Genomic DNA, 18,126 nt, shown 5'->3' on the forward strand with positions numbered 1-18,126 from the left:
CCGACCTCTTCGAAGGCGGCGATCGCCCGCCGGACGTCCGCTTCACTATGCGCTGCCGACATCTGCGTGCGGATGCGCGCCTGCCCCTTCGGCACCACCGGGAAGGAGAAGCCGATGACATAGACGCCCTTCTTCAGCATGCGCGCCGCCATCTCCTGGGCGAGTGCCGCATCGCCGAGCATCACCGGGATGATCGGGTGGCCCTCGCCGGCAAGCGTGAAGCCGAGCTTCGACATCTCTGTGCGGAAGAGGCTCGCATTGGCATAGAGCCGCTGACGCAGCCCGTCGCCGTTTTCGATCAGGTCGAAGACTTTCAGCGACGCGGCCGCAATCACCGGCGCCAGGGTGTTGGAGAACAGATAGGGACGCGAGCGCTGGCGCAGCCATTCGACCACTTCGGCCTTGGCCGAGGTGTAGCCGCCCGAGGCACCGCCGAGCGCCTTGCCGAGCGTGCCGGTGATGATGTCGATCCGGCCCTCGACGCCGCAATGTTCGGCGGAGCCACGGCCATTCTTCCCGACGAAACCGACCGCATGGCTGTCGTCGACCATGACCATGGCGCCGTACTTGTCGGCGAGATCGCAGACGCCGCCGAGATTGGCGATGATGCCGTCCATCGAGAACACGCCATCGGTGGCGATCAGCTTGAAGCGGCTGCCCTCGGCCTTCTTCAGTTCCTCCTCCAGCGCCGCCATGTCGTTGTTGGCATAGCGGAAGCGCCTGGCCTTCGACAGCCGCACGCCGTCGATGATCGAGGCGTGGTTGAGCGCGTCGGAGATGATCGCATCCTCTTCGCCGAGCAGCGTTTCGAACAGGCCGCCGTTGGCATCGAAACAGGAGGAATAGAGGATGGTGTCTTCCAGGCCGAGGAAGGACGAAATGCGTGCCTCCAGCTGTTTATGCTCCTCCTGCGTGCCGCAGATGAAGCGCACCGAGGCCATGCCGTAGCCGTAACGGTCGAGCGCCTGTTTGCCGGCCTCGGCCAGTTCCGCGTTATCGGCAAGGCCGAGATAGTTGTTGGCGCAGAAGTTGAGCACCCGCTCGCCCGAGGCGACCTTGATCTCACCTGCCTGCTTCGAGGTGATCACACGCTCCGACTTGTACAACCCGGCCGTCTTCAGGCCCTCGAGTTCTGAACGGAGATGGGTGAGGAAGCGATCACTCATTCAGACACGTCCCTCGGCTCGATCGACAGCGACGACAGGCGGGAAGCCGGTGCGGCACAGGGCATCGAGACCTTCGAGATCCAGCCGCTCGAGGCCCAGTTCCGGAAGGAGGTCGTTCTCGCCTTCGAAGTCTCGGCCGTACATGGCCGAGAAGATGCGGATACCGGCCTCGTGCAGGTCAGCCGGGCATCCGGCAAGGCGCGCGAGCTGCGCCGTGACCACCAGACCGAAGGGAACATCCTCCGTCACGTAGCGGCTGTCGGCCGTCGCAGGACCCGTGCCGTTATGTCCGGCCTCATGCATTTCCTGGTTCATCTGCGAGATCGTGCTGACCGGCACATGGAACGACAGGTGGAAATGCTGAAAAATGTCGCGCACCTTCAGGTCCAGCTTCTCGGCGACAGCCAGGCGTTCGAGGTCGAGCGTCTCCAGGAGACGGCCGATATTGGGGGTGACGTTCTGGGCCTGAACCCAGGTCTCGCCGCGCTCCATGCGCGACATGTTGCCGAGCGCGATCCCGAGGTGGTTTTGCGGATTGAGGTTTGAAAGCGCGATCGCCAGCAGGCTGCCGCGATCGACAAAATGTTCGCCGAAGAGTGCCGTGCAGACCGCATGGCCCCGCGCACTTTCCGATGCCGGAACGGTCGCGAGATCGACCTGCTTGCGGATGGTGTTCACCTGCACCAGCGCAGGGCCGAGCTTCCGGCCGCTGACGATCGTCGTGCCCCAGGCAACGATCGGCAAGGTGATGCCGCGTGCTGCCAGAAGCGACGAGAGATAAAGCGCTCCGAACGAGGTGTGCGAGCTGAAGATCACCACTTGACCGGCAGTCAGATGCGGCCCGATTGCGTCCAGCACGAAGCGGTGACCATAGGCCGGCAGCGCGATGAGGATCGCATCGGTATCGTGGACGAGATCTTCCGCACTCTCGGCAACGGCCGGAACGAAGGTGCCTTCGATGGCACCCTCGGCTGTCAGGCTCTTTCCGTCGGCAAGTGCCACAGTCCCGGTGCCGGACGGCGACCAGAGCGTTGCCTTGTGTCCCAGTTTTTCAAGAAGTGCAGCGGTGCCGAAGGCAATAGAGCCAGCACCTGCGATACCTACGCGCATGTCGTTTTCCACTTTCATTGATATCGGGTAACGGGCGCAGCCGGGGCGCCCGCTGTCGAGGTGTTGCGGCTAAGCCGCGTTTCGGGCGGGGATGAGCGTCGTCGCTTCGGACGACCAGCCGACCCAGATGTCGTCGCGGCTCAAGCCTTCCACCTCGCTTGGATGGACGAGCGCGTTGAGCAGATGCCCCTCGCCGATCTCGACCTTGAGCGATGTGTGGTTGCCCTTGAAAACGCGCTGGCGGATGCGCCCCTTTACCCGGTTGGCGACACCCGGCTCCTGCGCCGAACATTGGATCGCTTCCGGCCGCAGGACGACATAGATCGCGTCGCCCGCCTTGGGAGAAAGCGCGCCGGCCGACGCCCTGATCGTCATGCCGTTCCACCGCACCGCCGCTTCGCCGGCGTCAGTGCCGACGACGTCGGAATGCAACAGATTGGTTTCGCCGAGGAAGGTCGCCACGAAGGCGGAGCCGGGGCGCTTGTAGAGGGTCGCCGGATCGCCCATCTGCTCGATCCGGCCATTGTTCATGACCACGATCGTATCCGACATGGTGAGCGCCTCTTCCTGGTCGTGGGTCACGAACATGAAGGTCTTGCCGGTCTGTTCCTGGATCGCCTTGAGCTCGATCTGCATCGTCTGGCGAAGCTTGGCGTCGAGGGCGGAAAGCGGCTCGTCCAGAAGCAGAACGTCGGGATCGGGCGCCAAGGCGCGCATCAGCGCGACGCGCTGACGCTGGCCGCCCGACAGCTCGGACGGAAGACGTCCGGCAAAATCCTGCAGCTGCACGAGTTCCAGAAGCTCCGATACGCGCCGCTGGATCTGGCGGTTGTCGACACCCTTCAGCTCCAGGCCGAAGGCGATGTTCTTCGCGACCGACATGTGCGGGAACAGCGCGTAATCCTGGAACACGATGTTGACGTTGCGCCGGTTCGGCGGAACCATTGTCACGTCGCGCCCGGAGAGCAGGATGCGGCCCTCGGTCGGCGTTTCGAACCCGCCCAGCATGCGCAGCGTCGTCGACTTGCCGCAGCCGGAGGGGCCGAGCAGGGTGACGAACTTGCCGCGCTCGATGTTGAGATTGAGATTATCGACGGCGACAAAGCTGCCGAAGCTCTTGCGGATATTTTCGAACTGAACAACCGGTTGCATCAGCGGATCCTCGAACGACGTGTGAGATATTCTGCGTAGAGCCCGACCACGGCGGTCACGACCAGGACGAGCGTCGCCATGACGTTGATCTCCGGAGACATGCCGGACTGCACCCGGGCGAAGATCAGCATCGGCAGCGTTGGGCGATAGCCGCCGAGGAAGAAGGTGCGGACGAAGTCGTCGCTCGACAGCAGCAGGCAGAAGATCATGCCGCCGAAGATGGCCGGTCCCAGATAGGGAAGAGTGACGCGGAAGAAGGTGACGATGCTGTCGGCACCGAGATCGCGCGCGGCATCGACCAGATTGCCCGGCATCGAGCGCAGCCGCGTCAGCACCATGACCACCACGAAAGGCACGGCGTGGACGACGTGGCCGAGGATGATGGCGACCGTGCCCGTCGGCAGATCGATGGTGGTGATGAAGATGCGCAGCGAAATCGCCGAGATCATGCCCGGCACCACGGCCGGCAGGCAGGCCACCGCAAAGGCCACGTACTGAGCGGCCCCGCGCAGCGACCCTATCAGCATCGCGATCCAGACACCGATCACCGTTGCAATGGCCGTCGTCGCCGCGGCGATCATGATGGTGTAGAGGCAGGCGTCCAGGAACTGCTTGTCCTGAATGACCTTGGCATACCAGTCGATCGTCAGATTGCCGAGCGGAAACGAAATGAAGCTCGCGTCCTTGAAGCTGACCGCCACCATCAGCGACAACGGCAGAAACAGGTACAGGACAAACAGCCAGTAGAAGGACTTGAGAGCCAGCCCCGGCCAATCGTGAAACATGGCGCGCATCAGAATGTCCTTTGCTTCGAGCCGCCGACGACCCGCATGAACAGACCGACGGTGACGAGCGACGCGGCAAGCATGATCATTGCGAAGGCGGCACCCGCCGGCCAACGGCTGCTGGCGCCATGGAAGAAGCTGCTGATCGTTTCGGAGAACATGCTGGTGGTCGGCCCGCCGAGGAGAATGGGAGCGGCAAACACGCCCATGCAGGTGAGGAAGACCAGCGAGCATCCGGACACGATGCCGTCGCGCGACAGCGGCAGGATGATGCGGCGAAAGCGGGTGAACGGCCCTGCCCCGAGATCGGCTGAGGCATCGAGCAGCGACTTCGGGATCTTCTCGATCGCCGAATAGAGCGGCAGCAGCATGTAAAGACAGACCATGTAGACGAGGCCGAAGCTGATCGAAAACGAGGTGTAGAGCATCTGGATCGGACGCTCGGTCAGCCCGATTTCCCTGAGCAGCACGTTAACGGCACCGCGATTGGCGAGAAGCATGATGACCGAGAAGATGCGGATGATCTCGCCGGCCCAGAACGGGGCCAAGAGCAGGAGCAGCGCGCGTGACCTGTTGCCGGTCGCAACCACCTTCGCCACGTAATAGGCGACCGGATAGACGACGACCAAAGTGACGGCCGTTGCGACGGACGCATAGATGAAGCTGCGCAGCAGCGGCATCCAGTAAAGCTTTTCACTGAAGAAGAGCGCGTAGTTGTCGAAGGTGAATTCGGCCTCGACACCCGGCTGCGGCGGGTAGCTGGACAAGAGGCTGATGCGCAGCATCTCGTAGATGGGTCCGATATGCATCATCAGCATCCAGACGACCGGCACGCCGGCCAGAAGCAGGATGCGTCCATATCGCCACTCGGCAACGGCGCCCAAGGTGTAGCGATAGAGCGGTGAGTGGATCACCCTCGCCACACCGGTCGAGTATTTCATGTGCGCAGCACGGACGGGGAGACCGCCACCTGCCGTATGTGTTCCGACGGCCATTGAATTATCCCAAAGCTTGTCCGCGACCCGACGGGCGTTGGCAGGATATGCGTCACCGTTCTGACCCCGCCGTCACGGCGAGGTCAGTCAGTCAGTCATCGCAATGCGATTGCTTAGGCCGCCTTCAGTTCGGCGACGGCGCGATCGATGATCTCGTTCTTCATCGAGCGGTTGAGCGAGCTGAAGAAGGTGACGCGCTCGAGCTCTTCCTGCGGCAGGGTCGATGCCAGCCGCTCCCTGTCGTCGAGCAGCTTGTCGACACCCGAGATCGTCGAGCTGAAGCCGGAGGTGCGGGTCATCGCCGCGCCGACCTCGGGGTTCGCCAGGATCGCGTCGAACAGCTTGTAGGCATTCTCGGCGTTGGGCGCGTTGTTGACGATGTTCAGCGTGTAGCAGAAGCCGTAGGTGCCTTCCTTCGGCACGGAGAGCTTGACCGGCACGCCGTCCATGATCAGCTTGGCTGCCGGGCCCGACCAGGCCTGCGCCAGGTGGATGTCCTCGTTGATGAACATCTGCTGCACTTCGCTCGCCGCATCGTAGTATTTGCGAACCATATGCTTGTGCTTGATCAGGTGGTCGCGCGCTTGGCTGGCGGCCTTCTGGGCCTCCTCGACCTTGTCGGTGTAGGTGACGAAGTCGCCGTCATGGCCCAGATACTTCATGGTGATCGACATGAAATCGCCGGCCATGTAGGCGGTCAGGCCTTCGTATTTCTCGTCGAACATAATGCCCCAGCTGTCGGCTTCGGGCACGTAGTCCGTATTGCGCACGAGGCCTTCATAGCCGGCGAGGATCGGCAATCCCCAGAGGTTGCCCTCGTAACGTGCCCAGGCGGCATCCTGATAGGCGGGATTGAGGTTCGACCAGTTGCGCAGCTTTGCCGTATCCAGCGCCTGCACCAGTTTAGAACCAATGAACTGGCCGTAGCGGTGGCCCGCGACCGTCACGATATCGGTCGTCGGATTTGCGCCTTCCGCCGTCAGCAGGTTGTATTGCTTGCCCTGGTCATCGGTCAGGCGGATGCGAACCTCGATGCCTGTGTCCTTCTGGAACTGATCGATGAAATCCTGCGGCAGGAACTTGTCATAGGTGGTGATGTTGAGAACCGAGCTCTCTGCACGCGCCGACCGGATGAGGTAAGGCGCGGCGAGCACCGTTGCGCCACCGGCCCCCAACAGCTTGAGCGCGTTCCTGCGATTCATCTTCTGCCCGATAATCATTTGTTCCTCCTCTCGCCTCCCAGCGTGACTTGATGGCGCCAGAGCGCGCATACGCGCTTCTGATCCCGTCGCCGATCGCGCAGCCGGATCGATCCGGTTGCAGCCTGCATAAAGATTGGCGCAGCAAATTTGGTCCGTCTAATTGTTTTTGAGCCTGCATCCATTCCAAAAGGTTATAGCCCAGAATTTAAGCCGGCACGGCAAACGGCGATATTTTGCAGGGGTCTCGGTCGGCCGCATTGTCAACCTCCGCGCGCAAAGCTAGGGTATGGGCAAGTTTGCCCCGAATGAAGTTATGAAATGAAGCGCGCACCGAATCTGCGACAAATCGAGGCTCTCAAAGCCGTGATCGAATGCGGCACGGTCAGCCGTGCCGCGGAAGTGCTGCATATCTCGCAGCCCGCCGTGAGCAAGCTCCTGGCGCATCTGGAAGAAGATACGGAGCTTGAGCTCTTCGACCGCATCAAGGGGCGGCTCATTCCTTCGGAGCATGGCATGCGGCTCTACAAGGAGATCGATCGTGTCTTCGCCGGCATCAAGCAGATCGAACGCGCCGTCGACCTGATCCGGCGCGAGGAACTGGGGCAGATCTCGGTCGGTGTGATGCCGGCGCTTTCCGGCCTCTTCATCAGCGACACCAACAAGCGCTTTCTTGCCGGGCACGGCGACGCCTACATCTCGGTGGTGATCCGCAGTTCGCAGTTCATCGTCGAGTGGCTGCTTTCCAAGCAGGTCGATATCGGCCTCATCAATCGCAATACGGACAACCCCTATATCGAATGCGTTCCCTTACGCGGCGGAGACCTCGTCTGCATCGCACCGCGCGATCATCGCTTCGCTGAAAAACAGGAGATCGTGCCCAGCGACATCCACGGCGAACCCTATATCGGCTTTGCCGCCGACAACCGCATCCGGCAGAAGATCGAAAGCACGCTCGATGCCTATGGCACCCGCCTGAACTACATCATGGACGCGACCCTTGCGCCGGCGGTATGCGAAATGGTCGCCAACGGACTGGGGATCGCCATCGTCGATCCGGTCTTCGCCTTCGGCCAGCGCGACCGGCTGACGATCAAACCCTTCCTCCCCAACATGGCGTCGGATCTCAGCCTCTGCTGGCTGCGCGAGACAAGAAACCGCCATTTGGTCGACGCCTATGTCGAGGCGACCCGCGCCACGGTCCAGGATATGCGGCTGGCGATGGAGGCGAACTGAGGCCGTGTCGGAATTCGCGGCTTTACAAGCCCCGCTCCACAGCCAAGATTGCGGCCCCGACAAAATGGTGAACCATGCCGACCGCTCCCCTCCTTGTTGACGCATTTTCCGAAGCGCACATCCCCGAGATGCTCGACTGGTTTTCAAGCCTGGAGGCGCTGGTGCAATGGGGCGGCCCCGACCTCTCCTTTCCGCTGCAAGCGGCACAGCTCGAAGCGATGCTCGCCGGAACCAAAGGTGCCGAACCTGAGCGCTTGATGTTTGCAGGCGTCGTCGACGGCAAGCTCGCCGGCCATGCGCAGGTGGCACTCGACTGGGCAAACGGCGTCGGACGCCTCGCCCGGGTTGCCATCAATCCACGCATGCGCGGCCAAGGCCTCGCCCAGCCTTTCCTCAGCGAAGTCACCCGCCGCTTTTTCGCCGACCCCGCCTTCGAGCGGCTGGAGCTCAACGTCTACACGTTCAACGAGGCGGCGATCCGCACCTACCGAAGCCTCGGCTTTTACGAGGAAGGCGTCAGACGCTCCTCCGCCAAGGTCGGAGATGCCAGGTGGGACACAGCGATCTATGGCATGCTTAGAGGCGAATGGGCCGACCGCACCGCCGCCGCTCAGTAAGGCAAGCCGACATAGTTCTCCGCCAGCGCCGTTTCTGCCGCCACCGAATGGGTGAGGTAGTCGAGTTCGGCTTCCTGGATGCGCTGGTCGAAATCGCCGGTATCCGGAAAACGGTGCAGCATCGTCGTCATCCACCAGGAGAAGCGCACGGCCTTCCACACGCGCGCCAGCGCCCGCGCCGAATAGGCGTCGATGCCGGCATTCGAGCGATCCTGGTAGTGTTCGAGCAGCCCCTCGAAGAGATAATGCACGTCGCTGGCGGCAAGGTTCAGACCCTTCGCGCCGGTTGGCGGCACGATATGGGCGGCATCGCCGACCAGGAACAGCCGGCCGAAACGCATCGGCTCGGCAACGAAAGAGCGCAGCGGCGCGATTGATTTTTCAAAGGACGGTCCCGTTACCATTGCTTCGGCATGATGAGACGGCAGCCGCCGGCGAAGTTCGTCCCAGAAGCGCGTGTCGGACCAATCCTCGATCTTTTCGCTCACCGCGCACTGGATGTAGTAGCGGCTGCGCGTCGTCGAACGCATCGAGCAAAGCGCGAAACCGCGCGGATGGTTGGCATAGATCAGTTCGTGGTCGACCGGCGGCACGTCGGCGAGAATGCCCAGCCAGCCGAAGGGATAGACCTTCTCGAAGGTCTTGAGCGCCTTTTCCGGTACCGACTTGCGGCTGATCCCGTGAAAGCCGTCGCAGCCGGCGATGAAGTCGCAGTCGATGCGCTGCGCCGTGCCATCCTTCTCGAAGGTCACATAGGGCAGATGACCGTCGAAATCATGCGGTTGGACATTGGCCGCCTCGTAGATCGTGACAGCCCCTGAGCGCTCGCGATGCTCCATCAAGTCGCGCGTCAGCTCCGTCTGGCCATAAACCATGACGCGCTTGCCCCCGGTCAGTTGCCTGAGATAGATGCGGTGATCGCGGCCATCGAAGGCGAGCGAGAAGCCGTCATGCGGCAGGCCCTCCTGATGCATGCGCGCCCCGGCTTGAGCGCGATCCATCAGGCCGACCGTGCCTTCCTCCAGCACGCCGGCGCGCACGCGCCCGAGGATGTAGTCCTTGCTGACACGGTCGACAATGACATTGTCGATGCCCGCTTCCATCAGCAATTGCCCGAGCAAAAGCCCTGACGGGCCCGACCCGATGATGACCACCTTGGTGCGCATGCTCTCCTCCGGAATTGCTCTTTGTCAGAATTGTCTTTTGGCAAAATCTGCGCCGGACCGGCTTCGCTCTCAATGGACAAATCCGCCATGAAATTGCACAAATCGAACATGGCTTCAGGATGTGCTGCATGAAAACGACGATTCCGACCTACGAACTCTACGGCGAAAAGACCGGAGAACGGCCGGATTTCTGGCTGCATTGCGAGACCATTCCATCACGAAGCAGCCTTTACCACTGGGAGATCGGGCTACACCGGCACGAGAGCTTCTTTCAGATCTTGTACATTTCCGGCGGCTCCGGCGATGCCGTCTTCCGCAACGCGGTCCACATGATCGAACCGCCGATGGTCATTACCGTTCCGCCGGCGCTAAGCCACGGCTTCCGCTTCTCGCGCGACATTGACGGCTTCGTCTTCACCATCCTTGCTTCGCACTTGAAGACAACGCCCGGCGAGCGCAGCCGCCTTGGCGCCTGGCTCGCCGTCCCGCACCTGATCCGGCTCGACGACCGTAACGACGCTGCCTACATCGCAGCAACCCTCACACGCCTGGCCAAGGAATGGGAAACCAGCCGCAGCAATCGCGCAGATCTGCTGGACGCCTACCTCACCTCCGTCCTGACTTTGACAGCCCGTCTCGACAAGGCGAGCGACGAGCGGGATGACAGCGGCGAGAGTGAAAACGAACGACGGGTCCAGCGCTTCCAGGCCCTCCTGCAGCAACACCATCACGCGCATTGGCCGGCCGCCGCCTATGCCCGCGAACTCGGCCTGTCGCAAACCCATCTCAACCGGATCACGCGCGCCGTCACCGGCCTCAGCGCCCACGAGATGATTTCGCGGAAGCTCATGGGCGAGGCGAAGCGCGAACTCGTCTTCACCCGCGCCAGCGTGCAGGAAATCAGCTTCCGCCTCGGCTTTGCCGATCCCGCCTACTTTTCCCGCTTCTTCCTGCGCCAGACGGGCATGACGCCGCGTGCCTGGCGGCTCGCCGAACGGGACAGGCTCGGCGCGTAAAGCGCCGGAGCAGCTTTCGGCCGCTGGCCACGCAAGCCTGGGAGAGATTGTATACAATCTCAAAAAAGCTTTTTGCAACGACTCAAAACGGGAGCAGAATCAAGGCTCGGGTCCGAGGGGGACCCGGAGGAAATACGGAGGAAGACATGGCAGTACGCGATCCGTCGCCCTCGTTGTACAACGAGGATCTGGCACCGGCCGAGGAGCGCCGGTGGGGCGCCTTCAGCATCTTCAATGTTTGGACATCCGACGTGCATAGCCTGTGGGGCTATTACCTCGCGGCGAGCCTGTTCCTGCTCTGCGGCAGCTTCGTGAATTTCGTGATCGCGATCGGTATCGGGTCGCTGGTGATCTTCTTCCTGATGAGCCTTGTCGGCAATGCGGGCGTGCGCACCGGCGTGCCCTTCCCGGTTCTCGCCCGCGCCTCCTTCGGCACCTTCGGCGCCAACGTACCCGCTCTCGTGCGAGCGGTCGTCGCCTGCTTCTGGTACGGCGCGCAGACGGCGGCTGCCTCCGGCGCGATCGTCGCGCTTCTCATTCGCAATGAAAGCATACTGGCGTTCCACCAGAACAGCCACATGCTCGGCCATTCGACGCTCGAGGTCATCTGCTACGTCGTCGTCTGGTCGCTGCAATTGCTCATCATCCAGCGCGGCATGGAGACCGTACGCAAGTTCCAGGACTGGGCCGGCCCTGCCGTCTGGATCATGATGCTGATCCTGGCCGTCTACCTCGTCGTCAAATCGGGAACCTTCTCCTTCGGCTCGGAAATTCCGCGCGACGTGCTCATCGAAAAGACCAAGGACGCGGGCGTGCCCTGGGAGCCCGGCACCTTCCCGGCGCTGGCCGCGGTCGCCGCCACCTGGATCACCTACTTCGCAGCGCTCTATCTGAATTTCTGCGATTTCTCGCGCTATGCGACCGACGAGAAGACGCTGCGCAAGGGCAATCTCTGGGGCCTGCCGATCAACCTGCTCGCCTTCTGCCTCGTTGCCGGCGTGACGACGACCGCCGCCTTTGCCGTCTATGGCGAAGTGCTGCTGCACCCGGACCAGATTTCGGCGAAGTTCGACAGCTGGTTCCTGGCGCTGCTGGCGGCACTCACCTTTGCGGTGGCGACCCTCGGCATCAACGTGGTGGCGAACTTCGTGTCGCCCGCCTTCGACTTCGCCAACGTCTTCCCGCGGCAGATCAACTTCAAGCGCGGCGGCTACATCGCCGCCCTGATCGCCCTCATCCTCTACCCGTTCGCCCCCTGGGAGACGGGCGCTGCGCACTTCGTCAACTTCATCGGTTCGACGATGGGGCCGATCTTCGGGGTGATGATGGTGGATTATTATCTCATCCGCCGCGGACAATTGAATGTCGAAGCGCTCTATCACGAGGACAGTGAATTCCGCTTCCAGGGCGGCTGGCACGGCAGTGCCTTCATCGCCTTGGCCGTCGGGGCGTTGTTCTCCTCGATCCTGCCGACATTCACCACCATTCTGCCCGCCTGGTGGGGAACCTATGGCTGGTTCTTCGGCGTCGCCATCGGCGGGGCGATCTACTACGTCTTAAGGATCGGCGCGCGCAAACCCGCCTTCGCTGCCTAGCTTTCGAACGCCGTACCCGTCAGACGATCGGGTACGGCACCAATCTCTCAGGAGCCGCGCCTCGGGCGGCCAAGGATTTCACGTACCCCGTCCTTGGTGAAAGGTTGCGTCAACTGCGCCAGGAAGCCACGGGCGATCCGGCCCTTGATGCCGATGTCGGTCGAGGACGGGCGGTCGGGGTTGTAGTACGTGCCGAACAAAAGGTCCCAGACCACGACGTTCTCGCCGTAGTTCATATTGCCTTCGCGAAGGTCCTTCGAATGATGCCAGCGGTGAAGCCGCGGCGTGCTGAAGAGATAGTCGAAGGGCCCGGTGCGCATATCGACGTTGCAATGGGTGAGAATGCCCATGAAGGCCGTGACCGCGCCGAGCCACCAGAAAACCGGGAGCGGCGCGCCGAGGCAATAGAGCGGGATTTGGCTCATTGCGATCTTGAACAGCGAATCGGCGACGTGGAAGCGGCCGGTATTGATGACCCAGAGCCGCACGACGCTGTGATGCAGCGCATGAAACCGCCAGAAGAACAGCTTTTCATGGGCGATGCGATGCGCCCAGTAGAGGCCGAATTCGGCGACGACCACGGCGAGCGCCACCTGAACCACCATCGGCCAATCGGACGGCCAGAGACCGAACGTGAGCGCTGCGAGCGGCTGCAGGATGTTGGCGGCATACATCGGGAAGACGGCGGCGATCAGGCCAGCCAGTTGCAGCAGCCCCTTCGTCGCCAGCGTGTGGCCGATATCGTTCACCGTTTCGCCGTCCGGCTGAAGCCAGCCCCGCTCGTAGGGAATGCAGCGCTCGAGAAGAAACAGAACGAAGACGGCGGCCGCATAGACCGCCGCGAATCCGACCATCGGCCTTGCGCTCGCGAACGCGTAATACGCGCCGAGCAGTCCACCGAAGAACACCAGCGGCCAGGACAGATATCCGAGCATTAACCTGAAAACTTGTCCGAGCTTCGACACGGTGCCTCTGCGCTCTGCCTTCATTAACGACGCTCCATCCATTCCAGCAGTTCCCGGCATGTGCGCGGCCGGCCGTCGCTGACGCGGCCGTCGCTACATGCATCCAGGCGATGGTCCTCCTCGGACCAGCCACCGCTTTTTCCATGCCCGTACATGCGCCTGATCTCGGCGCAGGTTCGCGGCTTTCCATCACTTAGCCGACCATCACGACAGGGATCGTACAGAGGTTGCACGGCCCGATACGGATTGTCCGCAATCCACACTCCGTTTTCATCGGCATGGCTTGGGCCCACACCGAAAAGGATCAACCACATGGGTAAAATGGCCAGGCGCATCGACAACGTCCTTTGTTGAAACGTTGCCACGAGCTTTGCGGGGGGTGAGTTGCACCAGCATTGCAGGAGACGGGAAGATGCAATCAGACGCTCGGCGATGCAACCGTTCATTGACGACGAAAAGAGAATCTATCATTCTCTTTTCGTCGTCAAAGGAAGCTGAACAAATGAGCGCCTCCATTCTCGAACTCCCGCAACAGGAATCGCACGGCCTTTCCGCGTTGGACGCCACAGAACAAGCCCATCTCGTTTCGACGGGGCAAGCCTCGCCGCTCGAACTCGTCGATGCCGCCATTCAGCGGATCGAGCGGCTCGAGCCGCGCATCAACGCTCTCGCATCCATGGATTTCGATCTCGCGCGCAAACGCGCCAGGGATCTGCGGCCGCAGGCGCATATGCCGTTCCCGGGCGTGCCGACCCTGCTTAAGGACCTGCTGGCCTATCCGTGCCACCCGGCCGGCTTCGGCTCGCGCCTGCTCAAGGGACAACCCGCTCCAGGCGGATCGGATTATACGGACGCGCTCGACAGGGCCGGGCTGATCGTCCTTGGAAAGACGACGACATCGGAGTTCGGACTGCTCGGCACGACCGAGACCCTCGCCCATGGCGCGACCCGCAATCCCTGGAATTTCTCCCTTTCGACCGGCGGCTCGTCGGGCGGCGCGGTGGCAGCCGTCGCCTCCGGCATGGTGCCGGTCGCCCACGCGTCCGACGGTGGCGGCTCGATCCGCGGCCCCTCGTCCTTCTGCGGGCTTTTCGGTTTCAAGCCGAGCCGTGAGCGGACAGTGAATGCCGGTCTGCCGCCGACCATGCCGACGGCGCGGCTGATCAGCGATCATTGCGTCAGCCGTTCCGTGCGCGACAGCGCCGCGTGGCTGGCCGTAACCGAACGGTGGGACCCGGCGCGGGTGCTGCCTGCGATCGACGATATGCGCCGCGGCCCGCAGAAGCGGCTGCGGATCGGCGTCTATCGGCACGATGCTTTTGGCAGCGGCGTGTCCGAAGCGGCCGAAGACGCTCTGAAGACCGCCATCTCCGTTTGCGAAGCGCTCGGCCATGACGTCATTGCGTGTGACGGCCCCGACGTCAACGCGCCGGAAACCAGCCGCGCCTTCTTCAATCTGACGGGAATTGTTCTTTCCGGTCTGTTCGACCAGATCGCGGCCGCGATGGGCGGCGCTTTCGATAAGACCCAGTTCGAGCCTTACACCGTCGAGCTCGTCCGCCGCGCCAGGCTGCTACCGGAGGCGGCAATTGCCGAAGCGATCGGCGTGACGATGAGGGCCGAGGCGAGCGCAAATCAGACGATCTCCGCCTATGACGTGCTGCTTTCGCCCACCGTTCCCTTCACGGCCTTTCCGCTTGGAACGGAGGGCCCGACCGAGGATCCAGACCACCTCATTGCCTTCACCGAACGCCTTGCCGGCTTTACCAACGTGGCTTCCTTCGCCGGCTGGCCCGCCATGTCGGTGCCGTTTCACTGGTCGCACGAGGGACTGCCGATCGGCTGCCACCTCGCTGCGGCGACAGGCGAGGACGCGCTGCTCTTGTCGCTTGCCTTCCAGCTGGAAGAGGCAGCACCGTGGCAGCCGCGACTCACGGAACTTTCAGAAAGGCTCTCATGCCTCAGCGCTTGAAGCAGGAAATGCGAGAAGGCCTGCTGGCGGCGGCCGCGGCGGTGTTTGCCGAACAAGGTTTCGAAAGAGCGAAGCTCGCTGACGTCGCCCAACGTGCAGGCACCAGCCCCAGCAACATCTACAAATACTTCACCGACAAGGAAGCTCTCTTCCACGAGATCGTGACACCGGCGCTCGCCGGACAACTACTGCGCTTGCTGCGTGCCCGCATTCGGGAACTGCGTTCGGTCGGCAACTGGCTGGAAGCCGATGCCGGCGGCTCGGTGCGCGCGCGGGCGCTGCTCGCCTTCTGGATCGAACAGCGCCTCGTTGTCCTCACCTTGCTTCGCGGCGCAGAAGGCACACGCTACGCCCATGTCAGGGGCCTGATGATCCGCGAGATGGTCCGGCTTGCATCGCTCTATTTGACCGACACGCAGGGCGCTGCCGCGCTGTCGCCTTTGATGCGTTTCATGCTGGAGCGCACCTTTACGCGAACCGTCGACACCATCGCCGACACGCTCGCCGTTTATGACGATCCACCATCCATAGGGGCGGCGATCGACCTCTTCTGGCGCTACCAACTCGCCGGGTTGCAGTCGCTGATGGCGCCAAACGGGCACGGACCCGAGGATCAGTCGTCCGAATAGCGCTCCTCGCGCCACGGATCGCCGCGCATGTGATAACCGTTCCGCTCCCAGAAGCCGGGCATGTCGCCTTCGCGAAAGTCGATGCGCGTCAGCCACTTGGCGCTCTTCCACAAATAGAGGTGCGGAACGATGAGCCGCATAGGCCCGCCATGGGTGCGGCTGATCGGCTGGCCCTCCCAGTCGGTCGCAAGGATTGCGTCTTCGGCGGCAAAATCCTCGAGCGGCAGGTTGGTCGTATAGCCGTCGTAGCTCGTCAGCATGACGTGGCTCGCTTCAAGCTTCGGCATCACGTAGTCCAGGAGGTCGCGGGTCGCGACACCCTGCCAGCGATTGTCGTAGCGCGACCAGGTCGTGACGCAATGCATGTCCGAGAGCCTGTCGCTTTGCGGCAGCGCCTTGAAGGCGGCCCAGTCGAGCGAAAGGGGATGTTCGATTTGGCCGGTGATGTCGAGCCGCCAGCTTTCCGTCCGAATGATCGGCTGCTGGCCGAGGTCGAGCACCGGCCAGTCCTTGACCAGATGCTGGCCAGGTGGCAGGCGCTCATCCTCCGGCCGGGTGACCCGCCCGGTCAGGAACTTGCCGTCGGCGGCCCAGCGCCGCTTCGTCGTCGTGAGCTTGGTTTCCGGCGGATGCGCGTCGTCGGTCATGATGTTCTGCTCCCCAGCCCGAATTCACTCGCCAAGTGGGAATAAAAAGGGCAGCGCCGCGCAACGTCAAGCACCGGCCTTGGCCGTGCTACCTGAGAACCACACGCAGCGCCGCCTGCGTCTCCTTGAGCAGCGGCAGGTAGCGCTCCACCATGTCGGCTGCGGCCACGTGCGCCGCCGGCGCGCCGATGTTGAGCGCCGCGACGATGCGGCCGCGGTCGTTTTCGAGCGGCACGGCGATCGAGCAGAGACCAAGCTCCAGTTCCTGGTCGATCAGCGCATAGCCCTGCTCGCGCACGCGGCGGAACTCGGCGATCAGATCCTCGGGATCGGTTTTCGTATAGGGCGTGTTCGCCTTGAGGTTCGAACGCGAAAGGATCTCCCGCGCCTCGTGCTCCGGAAGCGCCGCGAGCCACACGCGCCCCATGGAGGCGCAATAGGCCGGCAGGCGCGAACCGGTCGTCAGGTTGATCGACATCACCCGCTTCTGCGAGGCGCGGGCGATGTAGACGATCTCCGTGCCATCGAGCACCGAGGCCGAGGCGCTCTGCCCGGCGCGATCCGAGAGGTGGTCGAGATAGGGCTGGATGATCGTCGGAAGCGGCGTTGCCGAAAGATAGGCATGGCCGAGGCGCAGGATCTTCGGCGTCAGCGCGAAGAACTTGCCGTCGTAGTCTGCGTAGCCGAGTTCGGAGAGGGTCAGGAGCGAGCGCCGGACTGTCGCCCGGTCGAGGCCGGTGATCTTCGACGCCTCGGCGATCGACAGCTTCGGCCGCGTTTCGTCGAAGGCCTCGATCACCGTCAGACCCCGCGCAAACCCACTGACGAAATCGGTTTCGCGCATCCATGCCTCCCATATCACGCTATTCGAGTTTGTGCGATATACGAACAAAAGTCAAATATCGCACAAATTATTTGACCGATCTCATCGATCGGCGCTTATTGACATGCGGAAGAGGAAGGCGACCGCCGCCCGATGGCGCGCAAGCAGCCCCAACGACAAGAGAGGAAACATGGCGAAGATCGTTTCGCTCGCCGAGGCCGTCGGCGACAATGTCAGGGATGGCGACACCGTCGCCATGGAAGGCTTCACCCATCTGATCCCCTATGCCGCCGGCCATGAGGTGATCCGCCAGGGTCGCAAGGACCTCTATCTGGTGCGCATGACGCCGGACATTCTCTACGACCAGCTGATCGGCGTGGGTGCGGCGCGTGGCATGAAATTCTCTTGGGGTGGCAACCCCGGCGTCGGCTCGCTGCACCGCTTCCGCGACGCCGTCGAAAACCAGTGGCCGCGACCGATCGAGATCGAAGAACATTCGCACGCCGCCATGGCCAACGCCTATGAGGCAGGGGCTGCCAACCTGCCTTTCGCGACGCTGCGCGGTTACATCGGCGCCGACCTGCCGAAGGTGAACCCCAACATCAAGTCGGTCACCTGCCCCTTCACCGGCGAAGTGCTGGCCGCCGTGCCGGCGATCCGCCCCGATGTCACGATCATCCATGCGCAGCGCGCCGACAGGAAAGGCAACGTGCTGATCGAAGGCATCGTCGGCGTGCAGAAGGAGGCGGTTCTTGCCGCCAAGCGCTCAATCGTCACGGTCGAGGAGATCGTCGACGAACTCGACCCGCCGTCGCCCAATTCCCTGGTGCTGCCGAGCTGGGCGGTCACGTCCGTTGCTCACGTTCCGGGCGGCGCCTTCCCGTCCTATGCGCATGGCTATTATCCGCGCTCCAACGCCTTCTACATCGGCTGGGACGAGATCGCCCGCGACCGCGACAGCTTCACCGCCTGGATCAAGCAAAACGTCCTGGAGGCGAAACCCGAAGACTTCGCCAAGCACGCCGGCAACAAGCCGGCCAAAGCGGCCTGAGG

The 18,126-nt window shown here is 62.8% G+C and carries 18 protein-coding genes; 7 read left to right on the plus strand and 11 right to left on the minus strand.

The features are described from left to right. From XB14_RS18395 to XB14_RS18420, 6 genes are all read right to left on the minus strand, one after another. Positions 1-1,166: glycine C-acetyltransferase (locus XB14_RS18395; protein ID WP_077963059.1), on the minus strand; the 1,166-nt coding region annotated here is incomplete at its 3' end. Continuing rightward, positions 1,167-2,276 carry an NAD/NADP octopine/nopaline dehydrogenase family protein gene (locus XB14_RS18400; RefSeq protein WP_179119611.1) on the minus strand — a complete coding sequence of 370 codons (1,110 nt, stop codon included), beginning with the start codon at positions 2,274-2,276 and terminating at the stop codon, positions 1,167-1,169. A gap of 69 nt (positions 2,277-2,345) precedes the next feature. After that, a complete protein-coding gene (locus XB14_RS18405; protein WP_060530477.1) occupies positions 2,346-3,428 on the minus strand; it encodes an ABC transporter ATP-binding protein in 1,083 nt (360 codons plus the stop codon). Continuing rightward, positions 3,428-4,222 (minus strand): ABC transporter permease, encoded by a 795-nt coding sequence (locus tag XB14_RS18410; RefSeq protein ID WP_077963060.1) that lies wholly within the window; start codon positions 4,220-4,222, stop codon positions 3,428-3,430. The genes XB14_RS18405 and XB14_RS18410 overlap by 1 nt, the downstream gene beginning before the upstream one ends. Beyond that, the gene (locus XB14_RS18415; RefSeq protein ID WP_077963061.1) at positions 4,222-5,208 is read right to left on the minus strand and encodes an ABC transporter permease; all 987 of its coding nucleotides are present in this window, start codon (positions 5,206-5,208) and stop codon (positions 4,222-4,224) included. The genes XB14_RS18410 and XB14_RS18415 overlap by 1 nt, the downstream gene beginning before the upstream one ends. Before the next feature lie 113 nt (positions 5,209-5,321). Beyond that, positions 5,322-6,428, minus strand: a complete 1,107-nt coding sequence (locus tag XB14_RS18420) for an extracellular solute-binding protein (protein ID WP_143348444.1) — start codon at positions 6,426-6,428, stop codon at positions 5,322-5,324. A gap of 300 nt (positions 6,429-6,728) precedes the next feature. On the opposite strand from XB14_RS18420, the gene XB14_RS18425 reads away from it, so the two are divergent. Further along, entirely contained in the window at positions 6,729-7,643 is a 915-nt protein-coding gene (locus XB14_RS18425; protein ID WP_077963062.1) for a LysR substrate-binding domain-containing protein, read from the plus strand. A gap of 74 nt (positions 7,644-7,717) precedes the next feature. After that, the gene (locus XB14_RS18430) at positions 7,718-8,260 is read left to right on the plus strand and encodes a GNAT family N-acetyltransferase (RefSeq protein WP_077963063.1); all 543 of its coding nucleotides are present in this window, start codon (positions 7,718-7,720) and stop codon (positions 8,258-8,260) included. On the opposite strand, the gene pobA is transcribed toward XB14_RS18430, so the two are convergent. Then, positions 8,254-9,426, minus strand: a complete 1,173-nt coding sequence (pobA, locus tag XB14_RS18435; protein WP_077963064.1) for a 4-hydroxybenzoate 3-monooxygenase — start codon at positions 9,424-9,426, stop codon at positions 8,254-8,256. The genes XB14_RS18430 and pobA overlap by 7 nt on opposite strands. Positions 9,427-9,554: 128 nt before the next feature. On the opposite strand from pobA, the gene XB14_RS18440 reads away from it, so the two are divergent. Further along, on the plus strand, positions 9,555-10,442 hold the full coding sequence (locus XB14_RS18440; protein ID WP_077963065.1) for a helix-turn-helix domain-containing protein: 888 nt from the start codon (positions 9,555-9,557) through the stop codon (positions 10,440-10,442). A 146-nt stretch (positions 10,443-10,588) separates the two neighbouring features. Beyond that, a complete protein-coding gene (locus tag XB14_RS18445) occupies positions 10,589-12,037 on the plus strand; it encodes an NCS1 family nucleobase:cation symporter-1 (protein WP_077963066.1) in 1,449 nt (482 codons plus the stop codon). Positions 12,038-12,084: 47 nt separating this feature from the next. Here the strand turns inward: XB14_RS18445 and XB14_RS18450 are convergent, their stop codons facing one another. Together XB14_RS18450 and XB14_RS32740 are read right to left on the minus strand one after the other, a co-directional pair. Next, a complete protein-coding gene (locus tag XB14_RS18450; RefSeq protein ID WP_234804078.1) occupies positions 12,085-12,972 on the minus strand; it encodes a sterol desaturase family protein in 888 nt (295 codons plus the stop codon). A 53-nt stretch (positions 12,973-13,025) separates the two neighbouring features. Beyond that, positions 13,026-13,337, minus strand: a complete 312-nt coding sequence (locus XB14_RS32740; protein WP_143348445.1) for a hypothetical protein — start codon at positions 13,335-13,337, stop codon at positions 13,026-13,028. 167 nt (positions 13,338-13,504) lie between these two features. Here XB14_RS32740 and XB14_RS18455 point away from each other — a divergent pair, with 167 nt between their 5' ends. Together XB14_RS18455 and XB14_RS18460 are read left to right on the plus strand one after the other, a co-directional pair. Continuing rightward, a complete protein-coding gene (locus XB14_RS18455; protein WP_077963068.1) occupies positions 13,505-14,974 on the plus strand; it encodes an amidase in 1,470 nt (489 codons plus the stop codon). Next, positions 14,959-15,603: a helix-turn-helix domain-containing protein gene (locus XB14_RS18460; RefSeq protein WP_077963069.1), complete on the plus strand. Its 645-nt coding sequence runs from the start codon at positions 14,959-14,961 to the stop codon at positions 15,601-15,603. Before XB14_RS18455 ends, XB14_RS18460 begins: the two co-directional genes overlap by 16 nt. Here the strand turns inward: XB14_RS18460 and XB14_RS18465 are convergent. Together XB14_RS18465 and XB14_RS18470 are read right to left on the minus strand one after the other, a co-directional pair. Beyond that, positions 15,588-16,250 carry a sulfite oxidase-like oxidoreductase gene (locus XB14_RS18465; protein WP_077963070.1) on the minus strand — a complete coding sequence of 221 codons (663 nt, stop codon included), beginning with the start codon at positions 16,248-16,250 and terminating at the stop codon, positions 15,588-15,590. The genes XB14_RS18460 and XB14_RS18465 overlap by 16 nt on opposite strands. An 88-nt stretch (positions 16,251-16,338) precedes the next feature. Next, positions 16,339-17,094: an IclR family transcriptional regulator gene (locus tag XB14_RS18470; protein WP_077963071.1), complete on the minus strand. Its 756-nt coding sequence runs from the start codon at positions 17,092-17,094 to the stop codon at positions 16,339-16,341. A gap of 169 nt (positions 17,095-17,263) precedes the next feature. Between XB14_RS18470 and XB14_RS18475 the strand changes: the two genes are divergently transcribed. Then, positions 17,264-18,124 carry a CoA transferase subunit A gene (locus tag XB14_RS18475; RefSeq protein WP_077963072.1) on the plus strand — a complete coding sequence of 287 codons (861 nt, stop codon included), beginning with the start codon at positions 17,264-17,266 and terminating at the stop codon, positions 18,122-18,124. Positions 18,125-18,126: the final 2 nt, after the last annotated feature.

The organism is Ensifer adhaerens, from assembly GCF_002007205.1.
Taxonomy (GTDB): Bacteria; Pseudomonadota; Alphaproteobacteria; order Rhizobiales; family Rhizobiaceae; genus Ensifer; species Ensifer adhaerens_D.

What these genes read in the sequence shown, in the direction of transcription:
- XB14_RS18440 (WP_077963065.1), top strand. Translation starts at nt 9,555, where the DNA reads ATGAAAACGACGATTCCGACCTACGAACTCTACGGCGAAAAGACCGGA.
- XB14_RS18465 (WP_077963070.1), bottom strand. Translation starts at nt 16,250, where the DNA reads ATGACCGACGACGCGCATCCGCCGGAAACCAAGCTCACGACGACGAAG.
- XB14_RS18415 (WP_077963061.1), bottom strand. Translation starts at nt 5,208, where the DNA reads ATGGCCGTCGGAACACATACGGCAGGTGGCGGTCTCCCCGTCCGTGCT.
- XB14_RS32740 (WP_143348445.1), bottom strand. Translation starts at nt 13,337, where the DNA reads ATGCGCCTGGCCATTTTACCCATGTGGTTGATCCTTTTCGGTGTGGGC.
- XB14_RS18425 (WP_077963062.1), top strand. Translation starts at nt 6,729, where the DNA reads ATGAAGCGCGCACCGAATCTGCGACAAATCGAGGCTCTCAAAGCCGTG.
- XB14_RS18400 (WP_179119611.1), bottom strand. Translation starts at nt 2,276, where the DNA reads ATGCGCGTAGGTATCGCAGGTGCTGGCTCTATTGCCTTCGGCACCGCT.
- XB14_RS18450 (WP_234804078.1), bottom strand. Translation starts at nt 12,972, where the DNA reads ATGCTCGGATATCTGTCCTGGCCGCTGGTGTTCTTCGGTGGACTGCTC.
- XB14_RS18410 (WP_077963060.1), bottom strand. Translation starts at nt 4,222, where the DNA reads ATGCGCGCCATGTTTCACGATTGGCCGGGGCTGGCTCTCAAGTCCTTC.
- XB14_RS18445 (WP_077963066.1), top strand. Translation starts at nt 10,589, where the DNA reads ATGGCAGTACGCGATCCGTCGCCCTCGTTGTACAACGAGGATCTGGCA.
- XB14_RS18405 (WP_060530477.1), bottom strand. Translation starts at nt 3,428, where the DNA reads ATGCAACCGGTTGTTCAGTTCGAAAATATCCGCAAGAGCTTCGGCAGC.
- XB14_RS18430 (WP_077963063.1), top strand. Translation starts at nt 7,718, where the DNA reads ATGCCGACCGCTCCCCTCCTTGTTGACGCATTTTCCGAAGCGCACATC.
- XB14_RS18470 (WP_077963071.1), bottom strand. Translation starts at nt 17,094, where the DNA reads ATGCGCGAAACCGATTTCGTCAGTGGGTTTGCGCGGGGTCTGACGGTG.
- XB14_RS18420 (WP_143348444.1), bottom strand. Translation starts at nt 6,428, where the DNA reads ATGATTATCGGGCAGAAGATGAATCGCAGGAACGCGCTCAAGCTGTTG.
- pobA (WP_077963064.1), bottom strand. Translation starts at nt 9,426, where the DNA reads ATGCGCACCAAGGTGGTCATCATCGGGTCGGGCCCGTCAGGGCTTTTG.
- XB14_RS18460 (WP_077963069.1), top strand. Translation starts at nt 14,959, where the DNA reads ATGCCTCAGCGCTTGAAGCAGGAAATGCGAGAAGGCCTGCTGGCGGCG.
- XB14_RS18475 (WP_077963072.1), top strand. Translation starts at nt 17,264, where the DNA reads ATGGCGAAGATCGTTTCGCTCGCCGAGGCCGTCGGCGACAATGTCAGG.
- XB14_RS18455 (WP_077963068.1), top strand. Translation starts at nt 13,505, where the DNA reads ATGAGCGCCTCCATTCTCGAACTCCCGCAACAGGAATCGCACGGCCTT.